The sequence below is a fragment of the Chryseobacterium sp. SIMBA_038 genome, from assembly GCF_046535115.1.
Classification (GTDB): Bacteria; Bacteroidota; Bacteroidia; order Flavobacteriales; family Weeksellaceae; genus Chryseobacterium.
The window spans coordinates 725,327-747,580 of sequence record NZ_JAWRXH010000001.1 but is presented as its reverse complement, the minus strand read 5'-3'; the positions used below and the strand labels follow the sequence as shown (position 1 = coordinate 747,580).

Below are 22,254 nucleotides of genomic sequence, written 5' to 3'. Positions count from 1 at the left end.
CGGTGTTTTTTTGATATTAGTTTTATTTAACTGAGTCTTTCACGAAAGTTCCCCAAGAGATATTTGGTTTCCCTGAAACGTATTCTTTTGCTTTTTCAATGGCTAATTTAGCAGAGTGTTCTACAATCCATGCGAAGTTTTCTTCACCTACAGAATTTCTGTCTGCATCCGGCGCCGGGTTACAGAAGTCGATTGCGTAAGGAATTCCGTCTCTGATGGCAAATTCTACCGTATTGAAATCATATCCTAAAGCTTCATTCATTTTAATCGTATAATCATGAATAACCTTTAATAATTTTTTTAATTCTTCACCTTCCGTCTGATGCGTAGTTGCATATCTCAAATGGTGCGGATTTCTCGGCTCGTAAGGCATAATATGAACATATTTCTTGCCTAAACAATATACCCTGTAATAATCTTCGAAGACGATTTCTTCCTGAACCATCATTACCAACTGCTCGGTTTCTCCTAATTTATTCCAAAGATCTTCAGGGCTTTCTACTCTGTAAACGCTTTTCCAGCCACCGCCGTCATGAGGTTTCATGTAAGCAGGGAAGCCGACATAATCGAAAATATACTCCCAATCGTGAGGGAATTTCAGGTTTCTGAAAGATGTTTCTGTAGTATCTGTAGGTCTTTCATGCGAAGGAAGCAACACTGTTTTCGGAAGAGGAATTCCCAGTTTAGACATCAATGCATTATTGAAAAACTTCTCGTCTGCACTCCACCAAAAAGGGTTGTTGATAACGTAAGTTCCGTTCAATGCTGCATTTTTAAGATAGGCTCTGTAGAAGGGAACGTCCTGCGAAATTCTGTCTATAATTACTGCATATCCATAATCTGCGCCTTGCTCTAATTTGTCAATGCTCACTGCTTCTGCAATAATTTCTCCACCTCCTAATTCATTTACCTTGTCTATAAATGCCCAAGGAAATGTATCTTCCATCCCGAATAGAATTCCAACTTTTTTTGCCATAATTGTTGTTTTTTTAATGTTTTATATTAATAATTTGAATTTAAAAATTTAAGAGAAAAATCTTCCTATAAATGTTGGGAAAACCAATCGCCAAAGCGGCCAGTCGTGGTTAATCCATTTTCTTTCGTCGTACCAGAAATTGATTCCTTTTGCACTTAAAATATCTGCCATTTCTAAGTTTTTATCCTTGCAGATATCCTGATCTGAAGTGCTTAAAACAATGTGCATGTGTTTGTATTTCCAAGCTTCATCATTTTTAACAAATTCTCTCGGGCAATTGAAATAGACCAGTTCATCCGAATATCCGTCCATAAAGTTGCGGATACTGAAAGCTCCCGAAAGACAGAATAAGTGCGAAACTACATCAGGAAACCTGAATGCAAAATTGGCAGCATGATATCCTCCAAAGCTCGCTCCTGCAACCGCTACACGATGTGTATTATGAAGTTTTTGGATGTAAGGCACAAATTCCTGAATCAGAAACTGTACATATAATTCGTAATTTTTAATCCTTTGTTGTGGAGATATTTTTTCGTCATAGAAACTCCAGCCATCGATGGTCTGAATATTATAAAGTTTTACTTTTCCCTGTTCAACAAACCAATTGATACTTCCATTAAGGTGAAAATCATGGTTTTGAGTATATTGCCCCTGCGAAGTCGGAAACATGATGATGGGATGACCATAATGTCCGGTAACCTCTACTTTAAGGCTTGTTCCTAATATATTTGAATAGTAATCAGTATGTTCTATCTGCGGCATTCTTTTTCTTGTTTGGGTTTTAATATTTTATTTAATTAATATCTGAAATTATATGAATTTCACAAATTCTATTCCGCCAAGTCGTTCATCTTTTAGAATATCAAGAACAATTGTTCCTAATTTTGGATGATCAAAAACAATATTTTCTTTAAACTGCCATTCTGCATCGGGTTTGTTAGCATTTTTTGAATCTACAAATCTGTAGTATGCTTTACTTTCCCAATTTCCGTTTTTAGCATTTTCCAACGTGTCTTTTAAACTTGATTTTTCTGGAATATTTATTTTTATAAGATCAATAACTTCTTGAATATTAATGTCTTTGTTCATAGATTGTTTATGAGCTTGGTTTGCTTTTTGGAGGAAGAATATTCAGTAATTCTGCATGTATTTTTTCGGCAGCACGATCCAATCTTTCCTGTACGATGGTGGCGTCGTTTGATTTATAAACAATACCAACGTGGTAATCTATTGGTAAAAATTTTACGACTTCTTCACACTCGAATTCATTATAATCAGGCTCTTTATCTTTAATTAAAGCAACAATTAATCCTGAATAATATCCTGTAGGTTTTGAAACTTCATATTTTTTACCTTTCAGAAGAGCATCTTCAATTTTTGCCCATTCTCTCCAGATATTAATATTGCTTGAAGCTTCGACTAAATCAGGAATATGAGCACCACCAACTCTTGATGAAGTCTCAAGGAAATAGTATTTTCCATCATCTTTACTTCGGATAAATTCTGTGTGAGTTGCGCCATAAATTAGTCCAAAACTGGACAAAACTTTTGCATTCACATCATCCAAAGCTTTAAATTCATCAGAATATCTTCCTAATGTTTTTGTTCTGAAAACGCCACCTTCATGAGAAACCTCCATTGGCGGAGCAAGGTATTTTGAAGCGGAAGTAAATACGATGTCTTTATTAAATGTTAAACTGTCAACATGATAAACATCTCCGGGTTTGAAACTTTCTAATAAAAATAAATGACGCTCTTCTCCAAGCTCATTTAAAGCTTCCCAAAGCTGTTCTCTATTTGTTATTTTTTTAATTCCTGATGCGGAAGCTTCCGAACGAGGTTTCAAAACCCACGGTCCCGGAACTTTGTCAACGAAACGATTAACCTCATCATTATTAAAAACTGCCGTAAATTCGGGCACATTGATTCCTGAATCTTTCGCCTTCTGTCTCATCGCCAATTTATCTCTGAAATAGCGATGCGTAGTCTGTCCCATTCCCGGAATACGGAAAGTTTCCCTGATGAGCGCAGCTTTTTCAACATCATAATCGTCCAAAGCGATCACGGCGTCTACTTTTCTGGTCTGCATTAAGTGTGAAAATCCCTGAACAAGATGATCAAGATTCCAGACAGACGGCTTGAGTTCGGGCATGTAAAATACCTCGTCAATGGCTTCCCACGGCCAGTTTTTTTCCTTAAGATTTTCGGATGTCACCAAGATTATTTTATTACCGAGCTTCTTCATTTCTTCCATGAAATCATAGCCCTTGTAATAGCACGAAATACATACTATTGTTTTCTCCTCCATATAATGTTTTTTTAATTTTGATGAATATTCAAAAAAGAAAGCGATTTTTTATTGATTAATTAATGCTAAAAACCGTCTATCAGTATGTATTTGAAAATTATTACTCAATTATACAGAGAATTTTTGTAATAAACTAATTTTTAGTGATAATTTTCGATTAAATCGGCCAATAATTGCACTCCAAAGCCTGTTGCAGCTTTTTCTTTGGCATATCCAACGTTTCCAAAAGCGACTCCGGCAATATCTAAATGTGCCCATTTTGGGTGGTTTTCGATGAATTGTTCCAAAAATTTAGCAGCAATAATACAGTCTCCGATTGGCTTCATAGAAATGTTCTTCATATCTGCCACATCAGACTGAATATCGTCTTTCCAGATATCCCATAAAGGCAGATTCCATAGTCTTTGATTGGTTTTATCGCCTGTTTTTATCAAAAGATTTTTTAATTCTTCATTATTTGAAAACATAGCTCCACAAGTATCACCGAACATTCTTACCGAACTTCCCGTTAATGTTGCAAGGTCGATCATAAGGTCGGTTTTGTAGTTTTTGGCCATGTAAGAAAGCCCGTCAGCAAGGATCATTCTTCCTTCTGCATCGGTGTTCAGAACTTCGATTGTTTTTCCATTGTAAGCTGTAATTACATCACTTGGTAAGAAGGCGTTTTCAGAAATTGCATTATCTGTGATCGGCAAAATTGCTACGATATTTACAGGAAGTTCCATTTCTGCGGCATAAATTAGAGTTCCTAAAACTGCTGTTGCACCGCCCATATCAGACTTCATATAATGCATATTATCAGGGTTTTTCAGGGAAATTCCTCCTGTGTCAAACAGTACACATTTTCCTACCAAACCAATTGTTTTAGCGTTTTTTGCTGTTGTTTTATATTCTAAAATTGTAAAAGCAGCATCATAAGCACTCCCTTGATTCACAGAAAGGTAAGCTCCCAAACCAAGTTCCTCACATTTTTTTCTATTGAAAACTGTGTATTTTAACTCATGTTTTTTTGCTAAATTTTTAAGATATAAATTAAAAATATCAGGATTTTTAAGGTTGGCAGGTTTGTTCAGCCAATCCTGACAGGCAATTTGTCCATTACACAAAGCCTCTGCTTTTTTACTTATTGAATCTAATTTTTTCTGATTTGCATTTTCAAAATGAATTTCAAATTTTGTATTCCAGAAAGGATGGCTTTTTTCGAAAGGGTAGTTGTAAGTTCCTATTAACAGACCTTTTGCGAATTCTTCAAATTGTTTTTCATTAAGAAAATCCGCCAAAACCAACGTGGGAACTGCCTGTAAATTCTTTTTTTGAGTTTGAGAAAATTTATTGGCAACCTGCTGGATTTCAAAATTTTGAAGACTTGATTTTCCAAGACCGATAAAGTAAGTAATGCCTTCTTCGTGAGCGTTTACAAAGATTTCGTTCTTCTTTCCTGTGAAAAAAGCTGAAATATTTTTATTGAAATTTTTCCCCGTTTTTCCCCATTCTTCTTCTGTAAATAATTGGAAAACCTGAGTATATGTTCTGTTTTTTTTATTAATTAGTTTCATAAATGTTAATTTTTAATGCTTTTTTGTTGAGGCTTCACTTCTACAGGATTTTCTCTGTTGTCGTAGAACAGCCATTCGATAGCTCTTGGGAATTCCTGTGACCAGTAAAATTCGTTGTGCGTTCCTTCGGGATTAATATTGGTTCTGAATTCAAAATCAAAAAGATTTTTTTTCTCCCATCTTTTTAAATATTCTTCAAAAACATAGATTCTTTTGACCATTTTTGAGCCTTCCTGAGCGCCACCGTACAGATAAATTTTTGTTTTGAAAGGCGTCCTAAAGTTCATCATCGGGAAATTATTATTAGGTTCAACCCAAAGTGACGGAGAGAAAATTAATAATTTAGAATAGACTTCAGGATAGAGAAAACCGCTGTAAATACTTATTAAAGCACCAAGTGAACTTCCTCCGATTCCGGTATTGTCTCTGTCTTTTTTGGTACGGTAATTTTCGTCAACGTAAGGTTTTAAAGTATCTGCGATAAAGCGAATGTATTTTTTACCCTCAGAACCGTTGGCTACATTATCATTATCGAAAATATATTCTTTAATTCTTTCTTCGCTTCCGTGTTCTATGGCGATTACGATCATATCTCCACGGCCGTATTCTGCTAGAATTGAGAGCTTTTTATCAATTTCCCAGTTTCCGTATCCACTTCCTTCATTGAATAGATTTTGTGCATCCTGAAGGTATAAAACAGGGTAGCTTTTCTCAGAAGTATAATAATCATAGGGTAGTAAAGCCCAAACTTTACGATAACGCTCAAGTTGCGGAATGTAAAATTTTTCAGAGATAATTTCCACAATCGGGAAAAACTCTTTTTTGAACGGTCCCCAATTCAGTCTCCATTTTTCAATGATGTCGGAGGTTTTTCCTACTGACTTATCGATTTTTCGGTTGGGAGTAATGCTTCCGTATTTGTCGAGTTCTACGTTTTCCCATCCGCCTTTTGTGAATTTGTATTCAACAACGGAAGGTAGGATCTGATCATCAATTTCAATGAAATACCTGTGCGGATCTAGTTGTGTAAGTTGGTAGCTATAATCTTTAGGATTCCATTTATTGAAATTTCCTGTGATGTAAATAGGTCTATCGTCACTTTCTTCAGTATAAAGTTCAAACTTCATCATGTGTGTAATAAATATTAACCGATAAATTTATAAAAAATCTTTTTATGGCAATCTTTTAAATTAATAAATAATACGATTTAAAAATTTATATATTTGGTACACAAGGGTGTGAAAAAGATTAACATAATAATTATTTCAACAATAATTAACGGTGTTTGTTGATATTTTTCGTAGTTTCAAGAAATATATAAAAATTAATCAAAGTATTGATGAATTCTGTTAAAACGTATACGCTTTTCACTGAACATGATGTTTATCTTTTTAAAGAAGGTAAGCATTATAAGCTATACGATAAGTTTGGTGCACATTCTGTAGAGAAAGACGGGATTCAAGGGGTTTATTTTTCGGTTTGGGCTCCAAATGCGAAAAAAGTTTCAGTGATAGGTAACTTTAATAATTGGAACGACAAAGACCATATTTTGTTTCCAAGATGGGACGAATCAGGAATTTGGGAAGGTTTTATTGCCGGATTAACCTGGGGGACGCTCTATAAATATGCTATTGAAACTCCACGCGGAGAAATTTTAGAAAAAAGTGATCCCTATGCTTTAAGCTGGGAACAAAATATTCAGGCTGCTTCATTAGTTTCCACGACTTGGTATGAATGGGACGATAAAGAATGGCTCAAAAACCGCTGGAAAAAAAATAGTTTAAATGCTCCGATCTCTGTTTATGAGATGCATTTGGCTTCTTGGTTAAGGGAAGGTGATGATCCTAAAAGATTTTTAAACTATAGGGAAATTGCCAAAAAGCTAGTTCCTTACATCAAAGAAATGCGTTTTACACATGTAGAATTCATGCCTGTGATGGAATATCCTTACGATCCGAGTTGGGGCTATCAAATTACCGGATTTTATGCGGCTACTTCACGTTTTGGATCTCCGCAGGATCTCATGTTTTTAATTAATGAATTACATAATAATGATATTGGTGTTATTTTAGATTGGGTTCCGTCTCATTTTCCGGGTGATGCCAATGGTTTGTACCGATTCGACGGTTCTTTTTTATATGAACACGAAGATCCGAGAAAAGGCTTTCATCCCGATTGGAAATCGCATATTTTCAACTATGGAAGAAATGAAGTTAAATCTTTTTTAATTTCAAACGCCATGTTTTGGCTGGAACGTTATCATGCTGACGGACTGCGTGTGGATGCGGTAACTTCAATGCTTCATCTCGATTATTCCAGAAATGAAGGCGAATGGGAACCAAATATTTACGGTGGAAATGTAAATCTTGAGGCGAAAGCTTTTTTACAGGAATTCAATACCGCTGTTTATAAAGAATTTGGCGATAATATTATCACTATTGCAGAAGAAAGTTCGGATTTTCCGATGCTTACAAAGCCTGTTCATGACGGCGGAGTTGGTTTTGGAATGAAATGGATGATGGGTTGGATGCACGATACATTGGATTATTTTAAAGTAGATCATGCTGACCGAAAATTCAGTCATCATAAACTTACTTTTGCTTCGATGTACATGTATAACGAAAATTACATGATGCCTTTATCTCACGATGAAGTTGTACATGGAAAAGCGAGTTTGATCTATAAAATGGTCGGCGACGAATGGCAGAAATTTGCAAATCTTCGTGTGTTGTATGTCTATATGTTTACGCATCCGGGGGCAAAGCTTTTGTTTATGGGCGATGAATTCGGGCAGACCAGCGAATGGAATTTCACCCAAAGTCTGGATTGGCATTTATTAGAATATCCTGTTCATAAAGGTTTGCAGACTTTAGTTAAAGATTTAAATCATATATACAGATACGAAACTGCTTTTTATGAAAATCAATTTGATAAAAGTGGTTTTGAGTGGGTAGAAGCCGATGATCTTGAGAATTCGGTGATTACCTATTTAAGGAAAGGGAAAAAGAAAGATGATGTCTTTATGGTTGTTTTGAATCTTACTCCAAAGGTTTTAGATTATAAAATAGGCATCAATGCAGGAACACATTGGGAGGTTATTTTTAATTCAGATGATGAAAGATATAATGGAAGCGGTGTAAAACCTGAAATAATTAAAGAACAATCTGAACCGTGGATGAATCGTCCTAATTCGATAATTTTAAAACTTCCTCCGTTAGCTGGGATTGTTTTAAAAATGAAAAAAGACAAAAAGTATAAATTACACAGAATTAAATTACACAAAAGATAAAAAATGGTTGTTTATCATCTAAGCACGGAATGTTATCCGATAGCTAAAGTAGGCGGTTTGGCGGATGTTGTAGGAGCTTTACCGAAATATCAGAATAAAATAAAAGGTGTTGATGCTAAGGTCGTTATGCCTTGGTACAATAAACCTTTCGTTTATGAGCATGAGTTTGACATAGTTTTTGATGGCTTCATTCATCAGGGGCCGGATATGCTTCAGGTTCAGGTGTTCAAAGAGAAAAGTGATGTTTTGGGATTCGAATTATACATGGTGAGAATTCCCGGACTTTTAGACAGAGATAATCCTTATGGTTATGAGGACGAAAGCTATCAGTTTTTGGCTTTTCAGCACGGTGTTTTGCATTGGTTGAGCGCGATGAAGATTCGTCCCGATGTTTTACACTGTCATGATTATCATACAGGTCTCGTTCCTTTTATGATTGAACATTGCCCAGATTTTGAATTTTTAAAAGGCGTAAAAACCATAGGAACCATCCATAATGGCGAATATCAGGGAATGATGAGTTGGAATATGGCCAATTATATGCCTGCTTTCGACAGCTATAAATGGGGATTGATGGATTGGAACGGCTACATGAATCCATTAGCGAGTATGATTAAATGTTCGAGTGCTTTTACAACTGTTTCGGCAGGGTATTTGGAAGAACTTTTCGTCAGTTTCAGAGGTCTTGAAAGCTTAGTTCGTGAAGAATTCGGAAAAGCGTACGGAATTATCAACGGAATTGATACAGAAGTCTGGGATCCCGAAACCGATCCGATGTTGGATTTTAATTTTAATGTTAAAAATGCCATCCAGCAGAAAAAGAAGAATAAAGAAAAGCTTTGTAAAGAATATGGTTTAAAACCTGAACTTCCTTTGTTTGCGTTTATCGGAAGATTTGCAACAGAAAAAGGTGCCGACTTACTTCCTGACGTTGTCTGGAAAAGTATTAAACAAAGTTATGGTGCTTTAAATATCATGGTTTTAGGCTCAGGAAACTCATACATTGAAAATAAACTGAAAGAATACGATTATACCTATTCCAATTTCGCGTTGGATCTTGGATATAAAGAACATCTTTCGCATCAGATATATGCTTCGGCTGACTTTTTATTGATGCCATCAAGAGTGGAACCATGCGGATTGAACCAAATGTATTCCATGAGATATGGAACAATTCCGGTCGTAAGGTATATCGGAGGGTTAAAAGATACAGTTGAAGACATCTCAACAGGGGGAGCGGGGATCAATTTTGCCTACCCTGGAGTTGATGATATTGTCCATGCGATGAATAGAGGGTTAAGTATTTACAATGAAAAAGACGTTATGGAGAATCTTATTCACGCAAATATGAATTTTGACTTTGCATGGGAGAAATCTGCAGAAAAATACATAGCTTTATATACTAACTAAAGTATGTTGAGAGCTTTCTTTCTTGTAATGATATTTACCACTATTATTTCCTGTAAAAAAGAAGAAGGAAATTATCATGGAGGATATTATTGGATTTATGGATATGGTCTTTCAGATATAAGGGTTCATGAAGCAATGGAAGGAATTTCCGAAAAATGGAAAATAAAAATTGTTGATGTTGCTGGTTGTATGATTGATTCTAAACTACAGAAAAAAGTAGATGAGAAAAATAAAAAGACCTATGCAGCAATAGAAGAAAGATATGGCAAAGGCTGGAAGATAAAATACGATAAAGATATAGAAGGCTTTGCGGTTAAGAAAATTGATGTGATGGATGTTTTGATCACAAATAAACTTTTCAGAAATGAACTCAAAAAACATTATATAGAAATTGATGATGTGGATAAAGTTGTAAAAGAGCGGAATGATAATTTATATGATGTGGTGGTTTACAATGATAAGTTGAAATCAGAGAATAAAGAATGCTTTAGAGTAAGTGTAAATACTAAAAATAGAATTGTACAATTAAAATAAAAAACGCAATATAATTTATGAATCACAATGTTATTTCCATTGTTTTGGGAGGCGGAAGAGGCACGAGACTTTTTCCATTAACGTACACAAGATCAAAACCGGCTGTACCTATCGCAGGAAAATACAGATTGGTAGATATTCCTATTTCTAATTGTTTAAATTCAGGATTAAATAAAATCTTGGTTCTTACACAGTTTAATTCAGCTTCATTGAATTCGCATATCAAAAACTCTTACCATTTTGATATTTTCAGCAAAGGTTTTGTTGATATTTTGGCGGCCGAGCAGAATGTGGAAAATGAGAGTTGGTATCAGGGAACGGCGGATGCGGTGCGTCAGTCGATGAAGCATCTTGAAAAATATGATTATGAATATATTCTAATTCTTTCAGGAGATCAGCTGTATCAGATGGATTTTAAAGAAATGCTTGACTTCCATATTGAAAAGGGAGGGGACGTAACTATTGCTACAATCCCAGTAAATGCTAAAGATGCCACAGGTTTCGGAATTTTAAGTTCTGATGATGAAGGAAATATTACTTCTTTCGTTGAAAAACCGGATTATGACATTTTAGAAAGTTTAAAATCTGAAGTTTCTGAAAAGAATAAAGGCGTAGGAAAAGAATATTTAGCTTCCATGGGAATCTACATATTCACGAAGACAATCCTTAAAAAAATGTTTGAAGAAGGAGCAGGAGATGATTTCGGAAAAGATATCATCCCGAATTCTATTGGAAAATACACGACATTAAGTTATCAGTTTGAAGGATATTGGACGGATATCGGAACCATCGAATCTTTCTACGAAGCCAATATTGACCTGTGCCAGGATTTTCCTCAATTTAATTTATTCTCATCTTCACCAATTTATACAAGAGCGAGAATGCTTCCACCATCTAAAATCAACGGTTCTTATGTAAGTAAGGCTGTTTTTGGAGACGGATGCATCATCATGGCAGATAAAATTGAAAATTCAGTTATTGGAAACAGAACTAGAATTGATAAAGGAAGTACGATCGTAAATTCCTACGTTATGGGAGCAGACTTTTATCAAAGTACAACAGAAATTGTTATCAATGACAGGAAAGGCCGTCCCAACATGGGAATCGGAAAATATTGCTACATCGAAAAAGCAATTCTTGATAAAAACTGCTACATCGGAGATAATGTAAGAATTATCGGCGGAAAACATTTACCGGACGGTGATTTCGGAACACATTCCGTACAGGACGGTATTGTTGTGGTAAAAAAAGGAGCTATTGTTCCTCCGGGAACTCACATTGGGTAACAAGCTGGATATTTGAAGCAGAAAGTATGAAGTTATTGAAGTCTATAATATGACTAAAGTTTTATTTAAGTTAAATTTTAATGATTTCATTAAAACATTTGACAAAAATAAACGGTTGTATATCAACTTCAATCATCCATTCCTCCATCTTCCATCCTTAAAAATAAATTTAATACAAGAGTGGCCAACATATTGGTCACTTTTTTTATTTGTCTTACTTTTGTGCGATGCGTTTTTTTAAAATCATAGCGATAGTTGCGATACTGTTGGGGGGAGCTTATGCTGCTTCCATGTATTATTTTGTGGATGAAAGCAAAAGCTTTAAAATCGAGAAAGAGATAGATTATCCGGTGGAGAAGGTCTTTTCTCAGTTCAATAATCTGCAGAATTTCACGCGTTGGAACAATTTCTTTAAAAGTTCTAAGTCTATCGATATCGATTATTACACACCTTACGAAGGGAAGGGTAGCAGTATAAGCTATGTAGACCCGAAAAACGATACAGACGGAGAAATGTTCATCAGATATGAAAATCCAAATAAAACGTTGAGATATCAGCTTTTTGAAGATAGAAATGAAAACCCAACGTTGGTTGATGTTAAGTTTAAAGCCGTTTCTGCTGAAAAAACAAAAATCATCTGGAACGTTCACACCCCAAAATTATCCGTTTGGAAAAGAGTAGAAAATTTCTGGACAGAAGACCGATTTGCTGAAAATATCAACAATAGCATGACGACTCTGAAAAACGTTTTAGGCAATAAGGTGGAAAAAGATAATCAGATGGCTGCCATAAAGTATGATAGTTTGATGGTTGAGAAGGAAGAAGACAAACTTTTATTAGGAATTAACGTCAGTACATCAAATAAAAAAGATGCTCTTTATAAAAATATCGTGATGAATTATAACAAGGTTTATAATTATATAACGATGGATCTCGGCAAAAAAGATGACGAATTTGGATACCCAATTATGATTACGGATGCTGACAATTATAAAGATAAAGAAGTCTCTTATTTCCTTGGAATTCCTTTGTCTAAAAAATTCGGGGTAACGGATAATAACTTTAATTTCAGATCGGTAAGTCCAACACAAAACTATGTTATGTATTATCGAGGTACTTACGAAGGAAGAGTTAAAGCTGTGCAACAATTGATTCAAAAAGCTAAAAAAGACGAGATGCGTTTCGGAGATATTCGCCAGACTTTTATTGAACGTCCGATGGAAGGCCAGAACGTTAATATGAAGTTGTCTTTATCTGTTTATAAGTAAATTAATTGTATTTATTTCTTTTATAGTTTTTTTAATAGTTTTGGGCTGTCCCACGTCGGTTTTTTTTATTAAATTTGAGGATTAATTCTACAAACAAAATTTAATAATAGATAAACTGTAATAATGGACAGATTTTCATTCCTAAACGCAGCTCATTCTCAATTAATTGAGGATTTATACCAACAGTATTTAAAATTCCCGGACTCTTTAGAACCATCATGGAAATCCTTCTTTCAAGGATTCGATTTTGCTTTGGAGAACTACGGTGAAGGCGATAACGTTCAATATATCCAAGCTCCGGCTAACGCTGCTCCGGCAGTTCAGCAAATATCTCAGGCAGCCGCTAACGGCGAAGTTCCTGAGCATATCAAAAAAGAATTTAAAGTTGTAAACCTTATCGAGGCTTACAGAACAAGAGGGCATTTGTTTACAAAAACAAACCCGGTTAGAGAAAGAAGACATTACACTCCGACTTTAGATATCGAAAATTTCGGTCTTGATAAGGCTGATTTAAATACAAAATTCAACTGTGCCCTTGAAACAGGGATGAAAGAACCTGCAACATTACAGGAACTTATCACGCATTTAGAAAATATTTATTGTGATTCTATCGGTGTTGAATATACGTATATCAACAATGTTGAAGAAAAAGATTTCATCAAAAAATGGTTACAGGTAAACGAAAACCATCCAAGTCTTTCAGCAAATGAGAAAACTGATATTTTATTGAAGTTGAATCAGGCTGTAGCTTTTGAGAACTATCTTCACACAAAATTTGTGGGACAAAAAAGATTCTCTCTTGAAGGCGGTGAAACATTGATTCCTGCGTTGGATCAATTGATTTCAAGATCTTCTCAATTGGGAGTTGATGAGGTTGTTCTTGGGATGGCTCACAGAGGTAGACTTAATGTTTTATCTAATATTTTCGGAAAGTCTTACAAGCAGATTTTTTCAGAATTTGAAGGAAAAGAATTTGAAGAAGATGTATTCTCTGGTGACGTTAAATATCACTTAGGTTCATCTAAAAAAATAAAAACAGCTTCTGGAGAAGAGGTTGCGATTAACCTTACTCCGAACCCATCTCACTTAGAAACGGTATCTGCTCTTGTTGAAGGGATTTGTCGTGCTAAGATTGACGATAAATATAAAGGAGACGGGTCTAAGATTTTACCGATCGTAATTCACGGTGATGGTGCATTGGCAGGACAGGGTATTGCTTACGAAGTTGCTCAGATGATGACATTGGAAGGATATAAAACAGGAGGAACTGTTCATATCGTTGTAAACAACCAGGTTTCATTTACAACCAACTATGCAGATGCTAGATCTTCAACGTATTGTACAGATATTGCCAAAGTTACAGAATCTCCTGTAATGCACGTAAATGCTGACGATGCTGAAGCGGTAGTACATGCGATCCATTTTGCTGCTGATTTCAGAGCTAAATTTGGAAAAGACGTTTATATTGATTTACTAGGATACAGAAAATATGGTCATAACGAAGGGGATGAACCAAGATTTACTCAGCCTAATTTATATAAATTAATTTCTAAGCACCCGAATCCAAGAGAAATTTATAAAGATAAATTGATCAACGATAGCGTTATTTCTAACGACGTTCTTAAGAAAATGGAAACTGATTTCAAAGCGCTTTTAGATAAAGACTTTGATGCTTCTAAAGAAATCGAGAAAAACGTAATGGACTTGTTTATGTCTGATGACTGGACAAATTATCCTATCGGAAAAAGAGGTGCTGTTCAGTTACCTGTTGATACAAAATATGACTTAGCGAAGTTGAAAGAACTGGCAATCAAAATGTCAACACTTCCGGCTGATAAAAAGTTCATCAATAAAATTACAAGACTTTTCGAAAACCGTCTTAAAGCAATCGACGGAAATTCTTTGGATTGGGCATTAGGAGAGTGGTTAGCTTATGCTACATTGCTTACTGAAGGTCACAACGTAAGAATTTCAGGAGAAGATGTGGAAAGAGGAACATTCTCTCACAGACACGCAGTTGTAAAAACTGAAGATACTGAAGAGGAATTCATCCCGTTAAGACATGTTTCTGAAAGCAGATTTGATGTTTTCAATTCTCACCTTTCTGAATACGGAGTTTTAGGATTTGATTATGGTTATGCTATGGTTTCTCCTAATACATTAACAATTTGGGAAGCTCAGTTTGGAGATTTTGTAAACGGAGCACAAATTATTGTTGACCAATATTTGGCTGCAGCAGAAGAAAAATGGAAAATTCAGGATGGTTTGGTAATGCTATTGCCTCACGGATCTGAAGGCCAGGGTGCAGAACACTCTTCAGCAAGATTAGAAAGATTCTTAACGCTTTGTGCAAACGAAAATATGGTAGTTGCGAACATTACTTCGCCTGCTAACTATTTCCACTTGTTGAGAAGACAGTTAAAATGGACTTTCAGAAAACCATTGATCGTAATGAGTCCAAAATCATTATTGAGACATCCAAAAGTAGTTTCTCCATTGGAAGATTTTGCTACAGGAAGTTTCCAGCCGATTTTAGACGATCCAACTGCTGATCCTAAAAAAGTAGAAAAATTAGTGCTTTGTTCAGGTAAATTATACTTCGAATTATTGGCTAAAAAAGAAGAATTAAACGCTGAAAATATTGCTTTGGTAAGATTTGAACAATTGTATCCATTACAAAATGATGCAATCGAAGCGATCTTCAATAAATATGAGAACAAAAAAGAAATTGTTTGGGCTCAGGAAGAACCAGAAAATATGGGTGCTTGGTCTTACATTTTAAGAAACTTCAGAGATACGGGAATTCAGGTTATTTCTCCTGTTCCAAGTGGTGCTCCGGCTCCGGGAAGTCATAAAATGTTTGAGAAAAACCAAAATGCAGTGATCAACAGAGTTTTCGACAGAGACGATGCTCCTGCTAAAAGACCTGTAACAGCTTAATTAAAAATAATATTCAATTAAAAAATAAAAAATACTCAATATGTCAATTTTAGAAATGAAAGTTCCTTCACCGGGCGAATCAATTACAGAAGTTGAAATTGCAACTTGGCTTGTAAAGGATGGTGATTATGTAGAAAAAGATCAACCTATCGCTGAGGTAGACTCAGACAAAGCAACGCTAGAATTGCCTGCAGAACAAAGTGGAATTATTACTTTAAAAGCGGAAGAAGGTGATGTGGTACAAGTAGGGCAGGTAGTTTGTTTAATTGATGTGGATGCTGCTAAACCAGAAGGTTCTGCTCCTGCTGCTCCAAAACAAGAAGAAGCTCCTAAAGCTGCTGAACCGGCTAAAACAGAAGCTCCAAAACCAGCTGCACCAGTTGCTGCTCCTCAAACTTATGCTACTGGAGCTCCATCTCCTGCTGCTAAGAAAATTCTTGATGAAAAGGGTATTGACGCATCACAAGTTAACGGACAGGGAAGAGACGGAAGAATCACTAAAACTGACGCTGAATTGGCTGCTGTTCCTGCAATGGGAGGTAGTTCTTTAACAGCTACAGGTTCTAGAGCTTCAACGACTACTAAACTTTCTGTTCTTAGAAGAAAGATCGCTTCAAGATTAGTTTCTGTGAAGAATGAAACAGCAATGTTAACTACTTTCAACGAAGTTGACATGTCTGAAATCTTTAGACTAAGAAAACAATATAAAGAAGAATTTGCTCAAAAGCACGGAGTTGGACTTGGTTTCATGTCTTTCTTCACAAAAGCGGTTACTAGAGCATTAAAATTATATCCGGATGTAAATGCATCAATTGACGGAGATTTCAAAATTAACTATGATTTCTGCGATATTTCAATTGCAGTTTCAGGTCCTAAAGGATTAATGGTTCCGGTATTGAGAAATGCTGAAAATATGTCTTTCAAAGGAGTAGAAGCTAACATTAAAGATCTTGCTGTTAAAGTAAGAGACGGGAAAATCACTGTTGACGAAATGACTGGAGGTACGTTCACTATTACAAATGGTGGTACTTTCGGATCTATGTTGTCTACACCGATCATCAACCCTCCTCAGTCTGCAATCTTAGGAATGCACAATATCATTCAAAGACCGGTTGCGGTTGACGGACAAGTTGTAATTCGTCCAATGATGTATGTTGCCATGTCTTATGACCACAGAATTATTGACGGAAAAGAGTCTGTAGGATTCTTGGTAGCAGTAAAAGAAGGTATCGACAACCCTGTTGAAATTTTAATGGGTGGTGACGAAAGAAGAGGATTAGAATTATAGTTTTAAATAATTTAACATAAATCTTACAATCTCGCCTCAAAAAAGGCGAGATTTTTGTATATATCTAAAAAATACAAAAGTGATGTTTTCAAAAATGACTTCGAATATCAAAGTTTCAGTAATACCTGAATATGATAGCAAAAACAGTTATCCATCCGAAAATCGATATGTTTTTAAATATAGCATAACGATAGAAAACGACGGAAGTTTTCCTATAAAAATTCTTAAAAGAAAATGGTTAATTTTTGACGTAGGATTTGGATTTACAGAGATCATAGGAGATGGTGTGATAGGATTAACACCAGAAATTCCTGTAGGTGAGAATTTTGCTTACTTTTCCAATGTAATGTTACGTTCCGGAGTAGGAAATATGAGTGGAAAATATTTGGTTAAAAATATGGATACTCAGGAAAGTTTTGAAATTGACATTCCAAAATTCAACCTGCTTTCCGAAGTTCTAAGCAATTAATTCTGAATAAACTGTAGCAGAAAAGCTAAGAGAGTGTAGATGAAGTTTAAACATTATCATCTGTGTAAATCTGTGCAATCTGTGGGATAAAAATACTCACAATTATTCAAATTAAAACAGCCAATAATTAGTCCAATTTTACATTAATTTGTCATTCCGTAGGAATCTAAGTAGGAATCTAAATTGCTTTTTAGAGATGCTTCTGATACAACAAAAAGCTTTTATTAAAGCTTTTTAATTTTCAGCTTCATATAATCAGAAACTTCATCATTGCTTGTAAGAAATAATTTTTCAAAAGCCAATAATGAAATTTTCGCACAAACTTCTGCGTCAGCACCAGCTCTGTGATGTTTAAATTTGATTTGATGGTATTCCGCCAAATGTTTTAAACCATATTTAGGCAGATAATTCCACGATTTCTTTGCAAGCTGAATACTGCATAAATAGTCTATTTTAGGCGTAAATATTCCATAATGACTCAGACATGCTCTTAAAACTCCTGCGTCAAAACTCGCGTTGTGAGCAATCATTAATGTTCCGTACATCATTTCCTGAATTTCGTACCAGATTTCATCGAAAGTAGGAGAATTTTTCACATCATTAGGTACAATTCCATGTACATCGATATTGTATTGACTAAAATAAGGAAAACTAGGAGGTTTTATCAACCAAGTTTTAGTCTCTACAATCTTAGAATCCTGCACAACACAAACGCCAACTTCACAAGCTGAACTCCTGTCGTTAGTGGCTGTTTCGAAATCTATTGCGCAAAAATCCATGAAATGTAATTATAAAATTAAGTGGTATAAGATATGAATTATTTCTAATATTTTGGGCAGCTTTTTCCGCCTTCCGTTCCCGCAATTTTGTAGTTTTGCCAACGCATTTTCCCTTTCCAAAAACTACAAAATGTGCTCCACCCAAGTCGGGCTGCACCTTTCAACGTCCCTTAAATATTGCTGATCAATCCTGAAACTAAGTCCTAAAACCTAACTCCTGAAACCTTTATTAAAGAAAATGTTTAAAAATCAACCATTTGGATTGATAGAAATTGTCTTTTTGATGTTTTTGACGAAGCTTCCAGGTTCCGGGAAGTTGTGAGTAGAAACCAAAATGCGCTCTTGCAACAGCCCAAAGATGTGGAAACCCATGTTTAAATCCAAAATAAATTCCAGCGATTCCGTCTAAACACAATCTGAAAAATATCAACCAAATTAATTTAGGAAAAGGTAAATTTTTCAACATCATCGAAAGATTATTTCTGATGTTTAAATAGGTTTTTTGAGCACTTTGTTTGTTTAAAGTTCCGCCTCCAACGTGATAGACTATAGATTTTCCTGTATAAAATATTTTCTTTCCTGAATTAATTAATCTCCAACAAAGATCGATTTCTTCCTGATGGGCAAAAAATCTTTCATCAAAACCATTCTGCTCCCAAAAATCTTTAGAACGGATGAAAAAACAACATCCTGAAGCCCAGAAAATCTCAGTTTCATCGTTGTATTGACCTTTATCTTCTTCAAGATCATCAAAAACTCTTCCTCTGCAATAAGGATAGCCGAGATTATCAATTAAACCACCGCCAGCTCCTGCAAATTCGAAGAAATTTTTATTATTAAAAGATAATATTTTTGGCTGAATAGCTGATATTTCTGAATTTTTTTCAAATAATTCTAACACAGGTTCTATCCAGTTTTCAGTGACTTCAACATCTGAATTGAGTAAACAGTAATATTCAGCTTTAATTTGTTTTAAACCTTCATTATAACCTCCAGCAAACCCAAAATTCTTATTGTTTTTGATAATCTGAACCGATGGAAAATTAGCTCGTAAATAGTCTATAGAATCGTCTGTAGAAAGATTATCAATGACATAAATATCTGCATTTTGAGAAAATTGAACAACGCTTGGCAGAAATTTTTCAAGCCAGTTTTTACCGTTCCAGTTTAATATGGCAACTGCTAGTTTTTTCGACATCTCCATCTATATTTTTTCGGAATCAAAATCTTTAATAGAATCCTGATATTTCCATTTTCTGTGTGACCACAAATAATTATCGGGTCTTTTATGCAACGTATTTTCTAACAATTTATGGAATTTTCTTACCACTTCATTTTTTGCAAATTTCTCTCCGTCAGGCATAACTCTATGGTAATTAATCTGATAAAAACCACGTTTAACCTTTTTCATTTCACAATAAATGAAAATAAGATCCATTCTTGTGGCTAATTTATCATAGCCTATGAATGCGGGAGTTCTTTGATTTAAAAACTCTAGTCCGTAACTGACATGCGAAAAATGCGGTGTTTGATCTGCTACAAAAAGGTAAATAGAATCGCCATTGTTTTTAGATCTGAAAATATTTAAGACAACTTCGTTTGCTTCCAGTGCATTATTTCCAAACTTACTTCTGACTTTTTTCATCTGGTTTTCCCAAAAAGTACTGTTAACCTTTCTATAAACCGGGTGACAGTTTGTTTGTGGTACGATCGTTGCCAAAGTATTCATCCATTCCCAATTAAAAACATGGCCAGCCAATAAAATAATATTTTTCCCTTCTTCTTTAGCTTCGTGAAACAACTCTTGGTTAATGTGCTGCATTCTTACCTTTGTTTCCGTTTCAGACATGGTGAAAGATTTTATTGTTTCTGCCAAATAATCTGAAAAATTTAAATAAAATTTCTTTTTAATTGCAGCAATTTCTTCTTCCGATTTTTCTGGGAAAGAGTTCTTTAAATTCTGAGTGATTACTTGTTTTCTATATCCAACAACATAATAATTTAAAAAGAAGATGATGTCCGAAAATATATATAATATTTTCAGAGGAAGTTTAGAAATTAAGTATAATATTTTGATAAGGAAATTCATAAAACGTGCAAATTTAGTGATAATAAAATTATGGTTTCATTTTTGCTGATAATAAGTATTAATTTTTTATTTTTATAGTATGAAAAAGACATCATTAAAATATTTTGTAGCCCTATTTATGGCATTTGGATCAATGGCGTATGCTCAAACAGAAAAAGTGAAGGAAGATCCGAAAGTAATGGAGCAGAAGAAAAAGGCAGCGGCAGAGGAAAAAGCAAAATTACCTAAACCATACAACCCAAAAGCGGATGCTCAGAAAGATATTGAAGCTCTGATCGTTCAGGCTAAAAAGGAAAATAAAAATATTATGATTCAAGCGGGAGGAAATTGGTGTATCTGGTGTCTTCGTTTTAATCAATTTGTGCAGACAACCCCTGAATTAAAAGGGATTGTAGATAAAAATTACGTGTATTATCATTTGAATTTTTCTCCGGATAATAAAAATGAGAAAGTTTTTAGCCAATATGGAAATCCTGGTGAAAAATTTGGTTATCCTGTTTTCATTGTTTTAGATAAAGACGGAAAAATGATTCACGTACAGCAAAGTGATGTTTTGGAACAGGATAAAGGCTACAGTTTAGAAAAAACGAAAGAGTTTTTCAATCAATGGGCTCCGAAGTCATAAAAATTAAAACCGAGAAATTTTCTCGGTTTTTTTATTTTTAAAGTAATTTTTTAATCCAGCTTAGTTTCTTTCCAGAATACGGAGGATATTTTATATTAGGTTCTCCCCAAGTTGCTTTTTCCAGAACTGGTTTTTGATGTGAAAAGGTTTCAAAACCAAATTTACCGTGATAATTTCCCATTCCTGAGCTTCCAACGCCGCCAAAAGGCAGATTATCATTACCTAAATGCATCACAACATCATTGATACAGCCTCCGCCAAAAGAAATTTTTTGAGTGAAAGATTCTTTCTCTTCCGAATTATTGGTGAATAAATAGGCTGATAGTGGTTTTTCAAGTTCGATCAGATAATTTACTGTTTGATTAAAACTTTTAAATGAAATCACAGGCAAAACAGGTCCGAAAATTTCTTCCTGCATCACATCGTCTTCCCAATTTATATTAATTAAAATTGTTGGTTCAATGTATAATTTTTCTTCATTGTAATTTCCTCCGAAATATATTTTTTCTTTATTGATCAATTTAATTAATCTTTGAAAGTTCTTTTGATTGATAATTCTTGTGTATTGCTCAGAATTTGGCTCATACTTAAATTCTTTAATTTGATTTCTCAACATTTCCAAAAACTGTTCCTGAATAGATTCTTCAACCAATAAATAATCCGGAGCTACACAGGTTTGTCCCGCATTTAAAAACTTCCCCCAAATAATTCTTTTGGCTGCAACTTCAAGATTGGCATCTTTAGTTATGATAACAGGTGATTTTCCGCCTAATTCTAAAGTTACGGGCGTTAAATGTTCGGCTGCGGCTTTGTAAATAATTTTCCCAACTTTCGTGCTTCCAGTGAAAAATATTTTATCGAATTTTAATTTTAGAAGTTCTGTCGTTTCATCAATTCCCCCTTCAAAAACATATAAATATTCGGTAGGGAAATTTTCATTGATGATTTTAGACATTGCTTTCATGGTATTTTCAGCAATTTCACTCGGTTTTAGAATACAGCAATTCCCTGCAGCTAAAGCAGCAATAATAGGAGAGAGGGACAATTGATAAGGATAATTCCAGGCTCCAATAACTAGAACACAGCCTAAAGGATCTGAGTAAATTTTACTGCTTCCAATTTGGTTGGAGAGATTGGTTCTTACTTTTTTTGGTTTTGCTAAAGCATTTAAATTTTTAAGATAATAATTAATATCCTTTAGAATAAAAGAAATTTCAGTGGTAAACGTATCAAATTTTGACTTTCCAAAGTCTTTATAAATGGCTTCATTTAAGAGATTTTCATTTTCAAGAATAAGATCTCTTAATTTTTCAAGATACATTTTTCTGAATTTTAGATTCTTCGTTTTCTGTGTGTTGAAAAACCCTTTCTGCTTTGATACGATTTCCTGAATTTCCATAAACCAAATTTCAGAAAATAATGCAAATCTTTTGCCTA

At 34.6% G+C, this 22,254-nt stretch carries 19 protein-coding genes; 9 read left to right on the top strand and 10 right to left on the bottom strand.

Features of this window, described 5'->3' with window-relative positions; all coding sequences use genetic code 11:
* Positions 1-22: 22 nt before the first annotated feature.
* The 6 genes from SB689_RS03435 to SB689_RS03410 form a co-directional block, all read right to left on the bottom strand.
* Positions 23-976 (bottom strand): RimK family alpha-L-glutamate ligase, encoded by a 954-nt coding sequence (locus tag SB689_RS03435; RefSeq protein WP_410690728.1) that lies wholly within the window; start codon positions 974-976, stop codon positions 23-25.
* 48 nt (positions 977-1,024) lie between these two features.
* Positions 1,025-1,738, bottom strand: a complete 714-nt coding sequence (locus SB689_RS03430) for an alpha/beta hydrolase-fold protein (RefSeq protein WP_410690727.1) — start codon at positions 1,736-1,738, stop codon at positions 1,025-1,027.
* 48 nt (positions 1,739-1,786) lie between these two features.
* Positions 1,787-2,065: a hypothetical protein gene (locus tag SB689_RS03425; RefSeq protein WP_410690726.1), complete on the bottom strand. Its 279-nt coding sequence runs from the start codon at positions 2,063-2,065 to the stop codon at positions 1,787-1,789.
* 7 nt (positions 2,066-2,072) lie between these two features.
* Positions 2,073-3,284 (bottom strand): acetyl-CoA carboxylase biotin carboxylase subunit family protein, encoded by a 1,212-nt coding sequence (locus SB689_RS03420; protein WP_410690725.1) that lies wholly within the window; start codon positions 3,282-3,284, stop codon positions 2,073-2,075.
* A 140-nt stretch (positions 3,285-3,424) separates the two neighbouring features.
* A complete protein-coding gene (locus SB689_RS03415; RefSeq protein ID WP_410690724.1) occupies positions 3,425-4,840 on the bottom strand; it encodes a leucyl aminopeptidase family protein in 1,416 nt (471 codons plus the stop codon).
* Positions 4,841-4,845: 5 nt separating this feature from the next.
* Positions 4,846-5,967, bottom strand: a complete 1,122-nt coding sequence (locus SB689_RS03410; RefSeq protein WP_410691283.1) for an alpha/beta hydrolase — start codon at positions 5,965-5,967, stop codon at positions 4,846-4,848.
* Between the two features lie 212 nt (positions 5,968-6,179).
* Between SB689_RS03410 and glgB the strand changes: the two genes are divergently transcribed.
* The 8 genes from glgB to apaG all read left to right on the top strand — a co-directional run bounded on the left by glgB (position 6,180) and on the right by apaG (position 17,324).
* Entirely contained in the window at positions 6,180-8,129 is a 1,950-nt protein-coding gene (glgB, locus tag SB689_RS03405) for a 1,4-alpha-glucan branching protein GlgB (protein WP_410690723.1), read from the top strand.
* Positions 8,130-8,132: 3 nt separating this feature from the next.
* The gene (locus tag SB689_RS03400) at positions 8,133-9,539 is read left to right on the top strand and encodes a glycogen synthase (RefSeq protein ID WP_410690722.1); all 1,407 of its coding nucleotides are present in this window, start codon (positions 8,133-8,135) and stop codon (positions 9,537-9,539) included.
* A 3-nt stretch (positions 9,540-9,542) separates the two neighbouring features.
* Positions 9,543-10,073 carry a hypothetical protein gene (locus SB689_RS03395; RefSeq protein WP_410690721.1) on the top strand — a complete coding sequence of 177 codons (531 nt, stop codon included), beginning with the start codon at positions 9,543-9,545 and terminating at the stop codon, positions 10,071-10,073.
* Positions 10,074-10,090: 17 nt separating this feature from the next.
* Positions 10,091-11,359 carry a glucose-1-phosphate adenylyltransferase gene (locus SB689_RS03390; RefSeq protein ID WP_410690720.1) on the top strand — a complete coding sequence of 423 codons (1,269 nt, stop codon included), beginning with the start codon at positions 10,091-10,093 and terminating at the stop codon, positions 11,357-11,359.
* 227 nt (positions 11,360-11,586) lie between these two features.
* Positions 11,587-12,627: an SRPBCC domain-containing protein gene (locus SB689_RS03385; protein WP_410690719.1), complete on the top strand. Its 1,041-nt coding sequence runs from the start codon at positions 11,587-11,589 to the stop codon at positions 12,625-12,627.
* 123 nt (positions 12,628-12,750) lie between these two features.
* Positions 12,751-15,567, top strand: coding sequence for a 2-oxoglutarate dehydrogenase E1 component (locus tag SB689_RS03380; protein ID WP_410690718.1), 2,817 nt, complete (start codon positions 12,751-12,753; stop codon positions 15,565-15,567).
* Positions 15,568-15,607: 40 nt separating this feature from the next.
* Positions 15,608-16,855, top strand: a complete 1,248-nt coding sequence (odhB, locus tag SB689_RS03375; protein WP_410690717.1) for a 2-oxoglutarate dehydrogenase complex dihydrolipoyllysine-residue succinyltransferase — start codon at positions 15,608-15,610, stop codon at positions 16,853-16,855.
* Between the two features lie 94 nt (positions 16,856-16,949).
* On the top strand, positions 16,950-17,324 hold the full coding sequence (gene apaG / locus SB689_RS03370; protein WP_410690716.1) for a Co2+/Mg2+ efflux protein ApaG: 375 nt from the start codon (positions 16,950-16,952) through the stop codon (positions 17,322-17,324).
* A 224-nt stretch (positions 17,325-17,548) separates the two neighbouring features.
* Here the strand turns inward: apaG and SB689_RS03365 are convergent, their stop codons facing one another.
* From SB689_RS03365 to SB689_RS03355, 3 genes are all read right to left on the bottom strand, one after another.
* Complete coding sequence (locus SB689_RS03365; protein WP_410690715.1) at positions 17,549-18,103, bottom strand: 3'-5' exonuclease; 555 nt, start codon at positions 18,101-18,103, stop codon at positions 17,549-17,551.
* A gap of 229 nt (positions 18,104-18,332) precedes the next feature.
* Positions 18,333-19,301 (bottom strand): glycosyltransferase family 2 protein, encoded by a 969-nt coding sequence (locus SB689_RS03360; protein ID WP_410690714.1) that lies wholly within the window; start codon positions 19,299-19,301, stop codon positions 18,333-18,335.
* A 6-nt stretch (positions 19,302-19,307) separates the two neighbouring features.
* On the bottom strand, positions 19,308-20,192 hold the full coding sequence (locus tag SB689_RS03355; RefSeq protein ID WP_410690713.1) for a lysophospholipid acyltransferase family protein: 885 nt from the start codon (positions 20,190-20,192) through the stop codon (positions 19,308-19,310).
* 133 nt (positions 20,193-20,325) lie between these two features.
* Between SB689_RS03355 and SB689_RS03350 the strand changes: the two genes are divergently transcribed.
* The gene (locus SB689_RS03350; protein ID WP_410691282.1) at positions 20,326-20,817 is read left to right on the top strand and encodes a thioredoxin family protein; all 492 of its coding nucleotides are present in this window, start codon (positions 20,326-20,328) and stop codon (positions 20,815-20,817) included.
* Positions 20,818-20,854: 37 nt separating this feature from the next.
* Here SB689_RS03350 and SB689_RS03345 read toward each other — a convergent pair whose 3' ends face one another.
* Positions 20,855-22,216 (bottom strand): aldehyde dehydrogenase, encoded by a 1,362-nt coding sequence (locus tag SB689_RS03345; RefSeq protein ID WP_410690712.1) that lies wholly within the window; start codon positions 22,214-22,216, stop codon positions 20,855-20,857.
* Between the last annotated feature and the right edge of the window lie 38 nt (positions 22,217-22,254).

What these genes read in the sequence shown, in the direction of transcription:
- SB689_RS03435 (WP_410690728.1), bottom strand. Translation starts at nt 976, where the DNA reads ATGGCAAAAAAAGTTGGAATTCTATTCGGGATGGAAGATACATTTCCT.
- SB689_RS03430 (WP_410690727.1), bottom strand. Translation starts at nt 1,738, where the DNA reads ATGCCGCAGATAGAACATACTGATTACTATTCAAATATATTAGGAACA.
- SB689_RS03425 (WP_410690726.1), bottom strand. Translation starts at nt 2,065, where the DNA reads ATGAACAAAGACATTAATATTCAAGAAGTTATTGATCTTATAAAAATA.
- SB689_RS03420 (WP_410690725.1), bottom strand. Translation starts at nt 3,284, where the DNA reads ATGGAGGAGAAAACAATAGTATGTATTTCGTGCTATTACAAGGGCTAT.
- SB689_RS03415 (WP_410690724.1), bottom strand. Translation starts at nt 4,840, where the DNA reads ATGAAACTAATTAATAAAAAAAACAGAACATATACTCAGGTTTTCCAA.
- SB689_RS03410 (WP_410691283.1), bottom strand. Translation starts at nt 5,967, where the DNA reads ATGAAGTTTGAACTTTATACTGAAGAAAGTGACGATAGACCTATTTAC.
- glgB (WP_410690723.1), top strand. Translation starts at nt 6,180, where the DNA reads ATGAATTCTGTTAAAACGTATACGCTTTTCACTGAACATGATGTTTAT.
- SB689_RS03400 (WP_410690722.1), top strand. Translation starts at nt 8,133, where the DNA reads ATGGTTGTTTATCATCTAAGCACGGAATGTTATCCGATAGCTAAAGTA.
- SB689_RS03395 (WP_410690721.1), top strand. Translation starts at nt 9,543, where the DNA reads ATGTTGAGAGCTTTCTTTCTTGTAATGATATTTACCACTATTATTTCC.
- SB689_RS03390 (WP_410690720.1), top strand. Translation starts at nt 10,091, where the DNA reads ATGAATCACAATGTTATTTCCATTGTTTTGGGAGGCGGAAGAGGCACG.
- SB689_RS03385 (WP_410690719.1), top strand. Translation starts at nt 11,587, where the DNA reads ATGCGTTTTTTTAAAATCATAGCGATAGTTGCGATACTGTTGGGGGGA.
- SB689_RS03380 (WP_410690718.1), top strand. Translation starts at nt 12,751, where the DNA reads ATGGACAGATTTTCATTCCTAAACGCAGCTCATTCTCAATTAATTGAG.
- odhB (WP_410690717.1), top strand. Translation starts at nt 15,608, where the DNA reads ATGTCAATTTTAGAAATGAAAGTTCCTTCACCGGGCGAATCAATTACA.
- apaG (WP_410690716.1), top strand. Translation starts at nt 16,950, where the DNA reads ATGACTTCGAATATCAAAGTTTCAGTAATACCTGAATATGATAGCAAA.
- SB689_RS03365 (WP_410690715.1), bottom strand. Translation starts at nt 18,103, where the DNA reads ATGGATTTTTGCGCAATAGATTTCGAAACAGCCACTAACGACAGGAGT.
- SB689_RS03360 (WP_410690714.1), bottom strand. Translation starts at nt 19,301, where the DNA reads ATGTCGAAAAAACTAGCAGTTGCCATATTAAACTGGAACGGTAAAAAC.
- SB689_RS03355 (WP_410690713.1), bottom strand. Translation starts at nt 20,192, where the DNA reads ATGAATTTCCTTATCAAAATATTATACTTAATTTCTAAACTTCCTCTG.
- SB689_RS03350 (WP_410691282.1), top strand. Translation starts at nt 20,326, where the DNA reads ATGGCGTATGCTCAAACAGAAAAAGTGAAGGAAGATCCGAAAGTAATG.
- SB689_RS03345 (WP_410690712.1), bottom strand. Translation starts at nt 22,216, where the DNA reads ATGGAAATTCAGGAAATCGTATCAAAGCAGAAAGGGTTTTTCAACACA.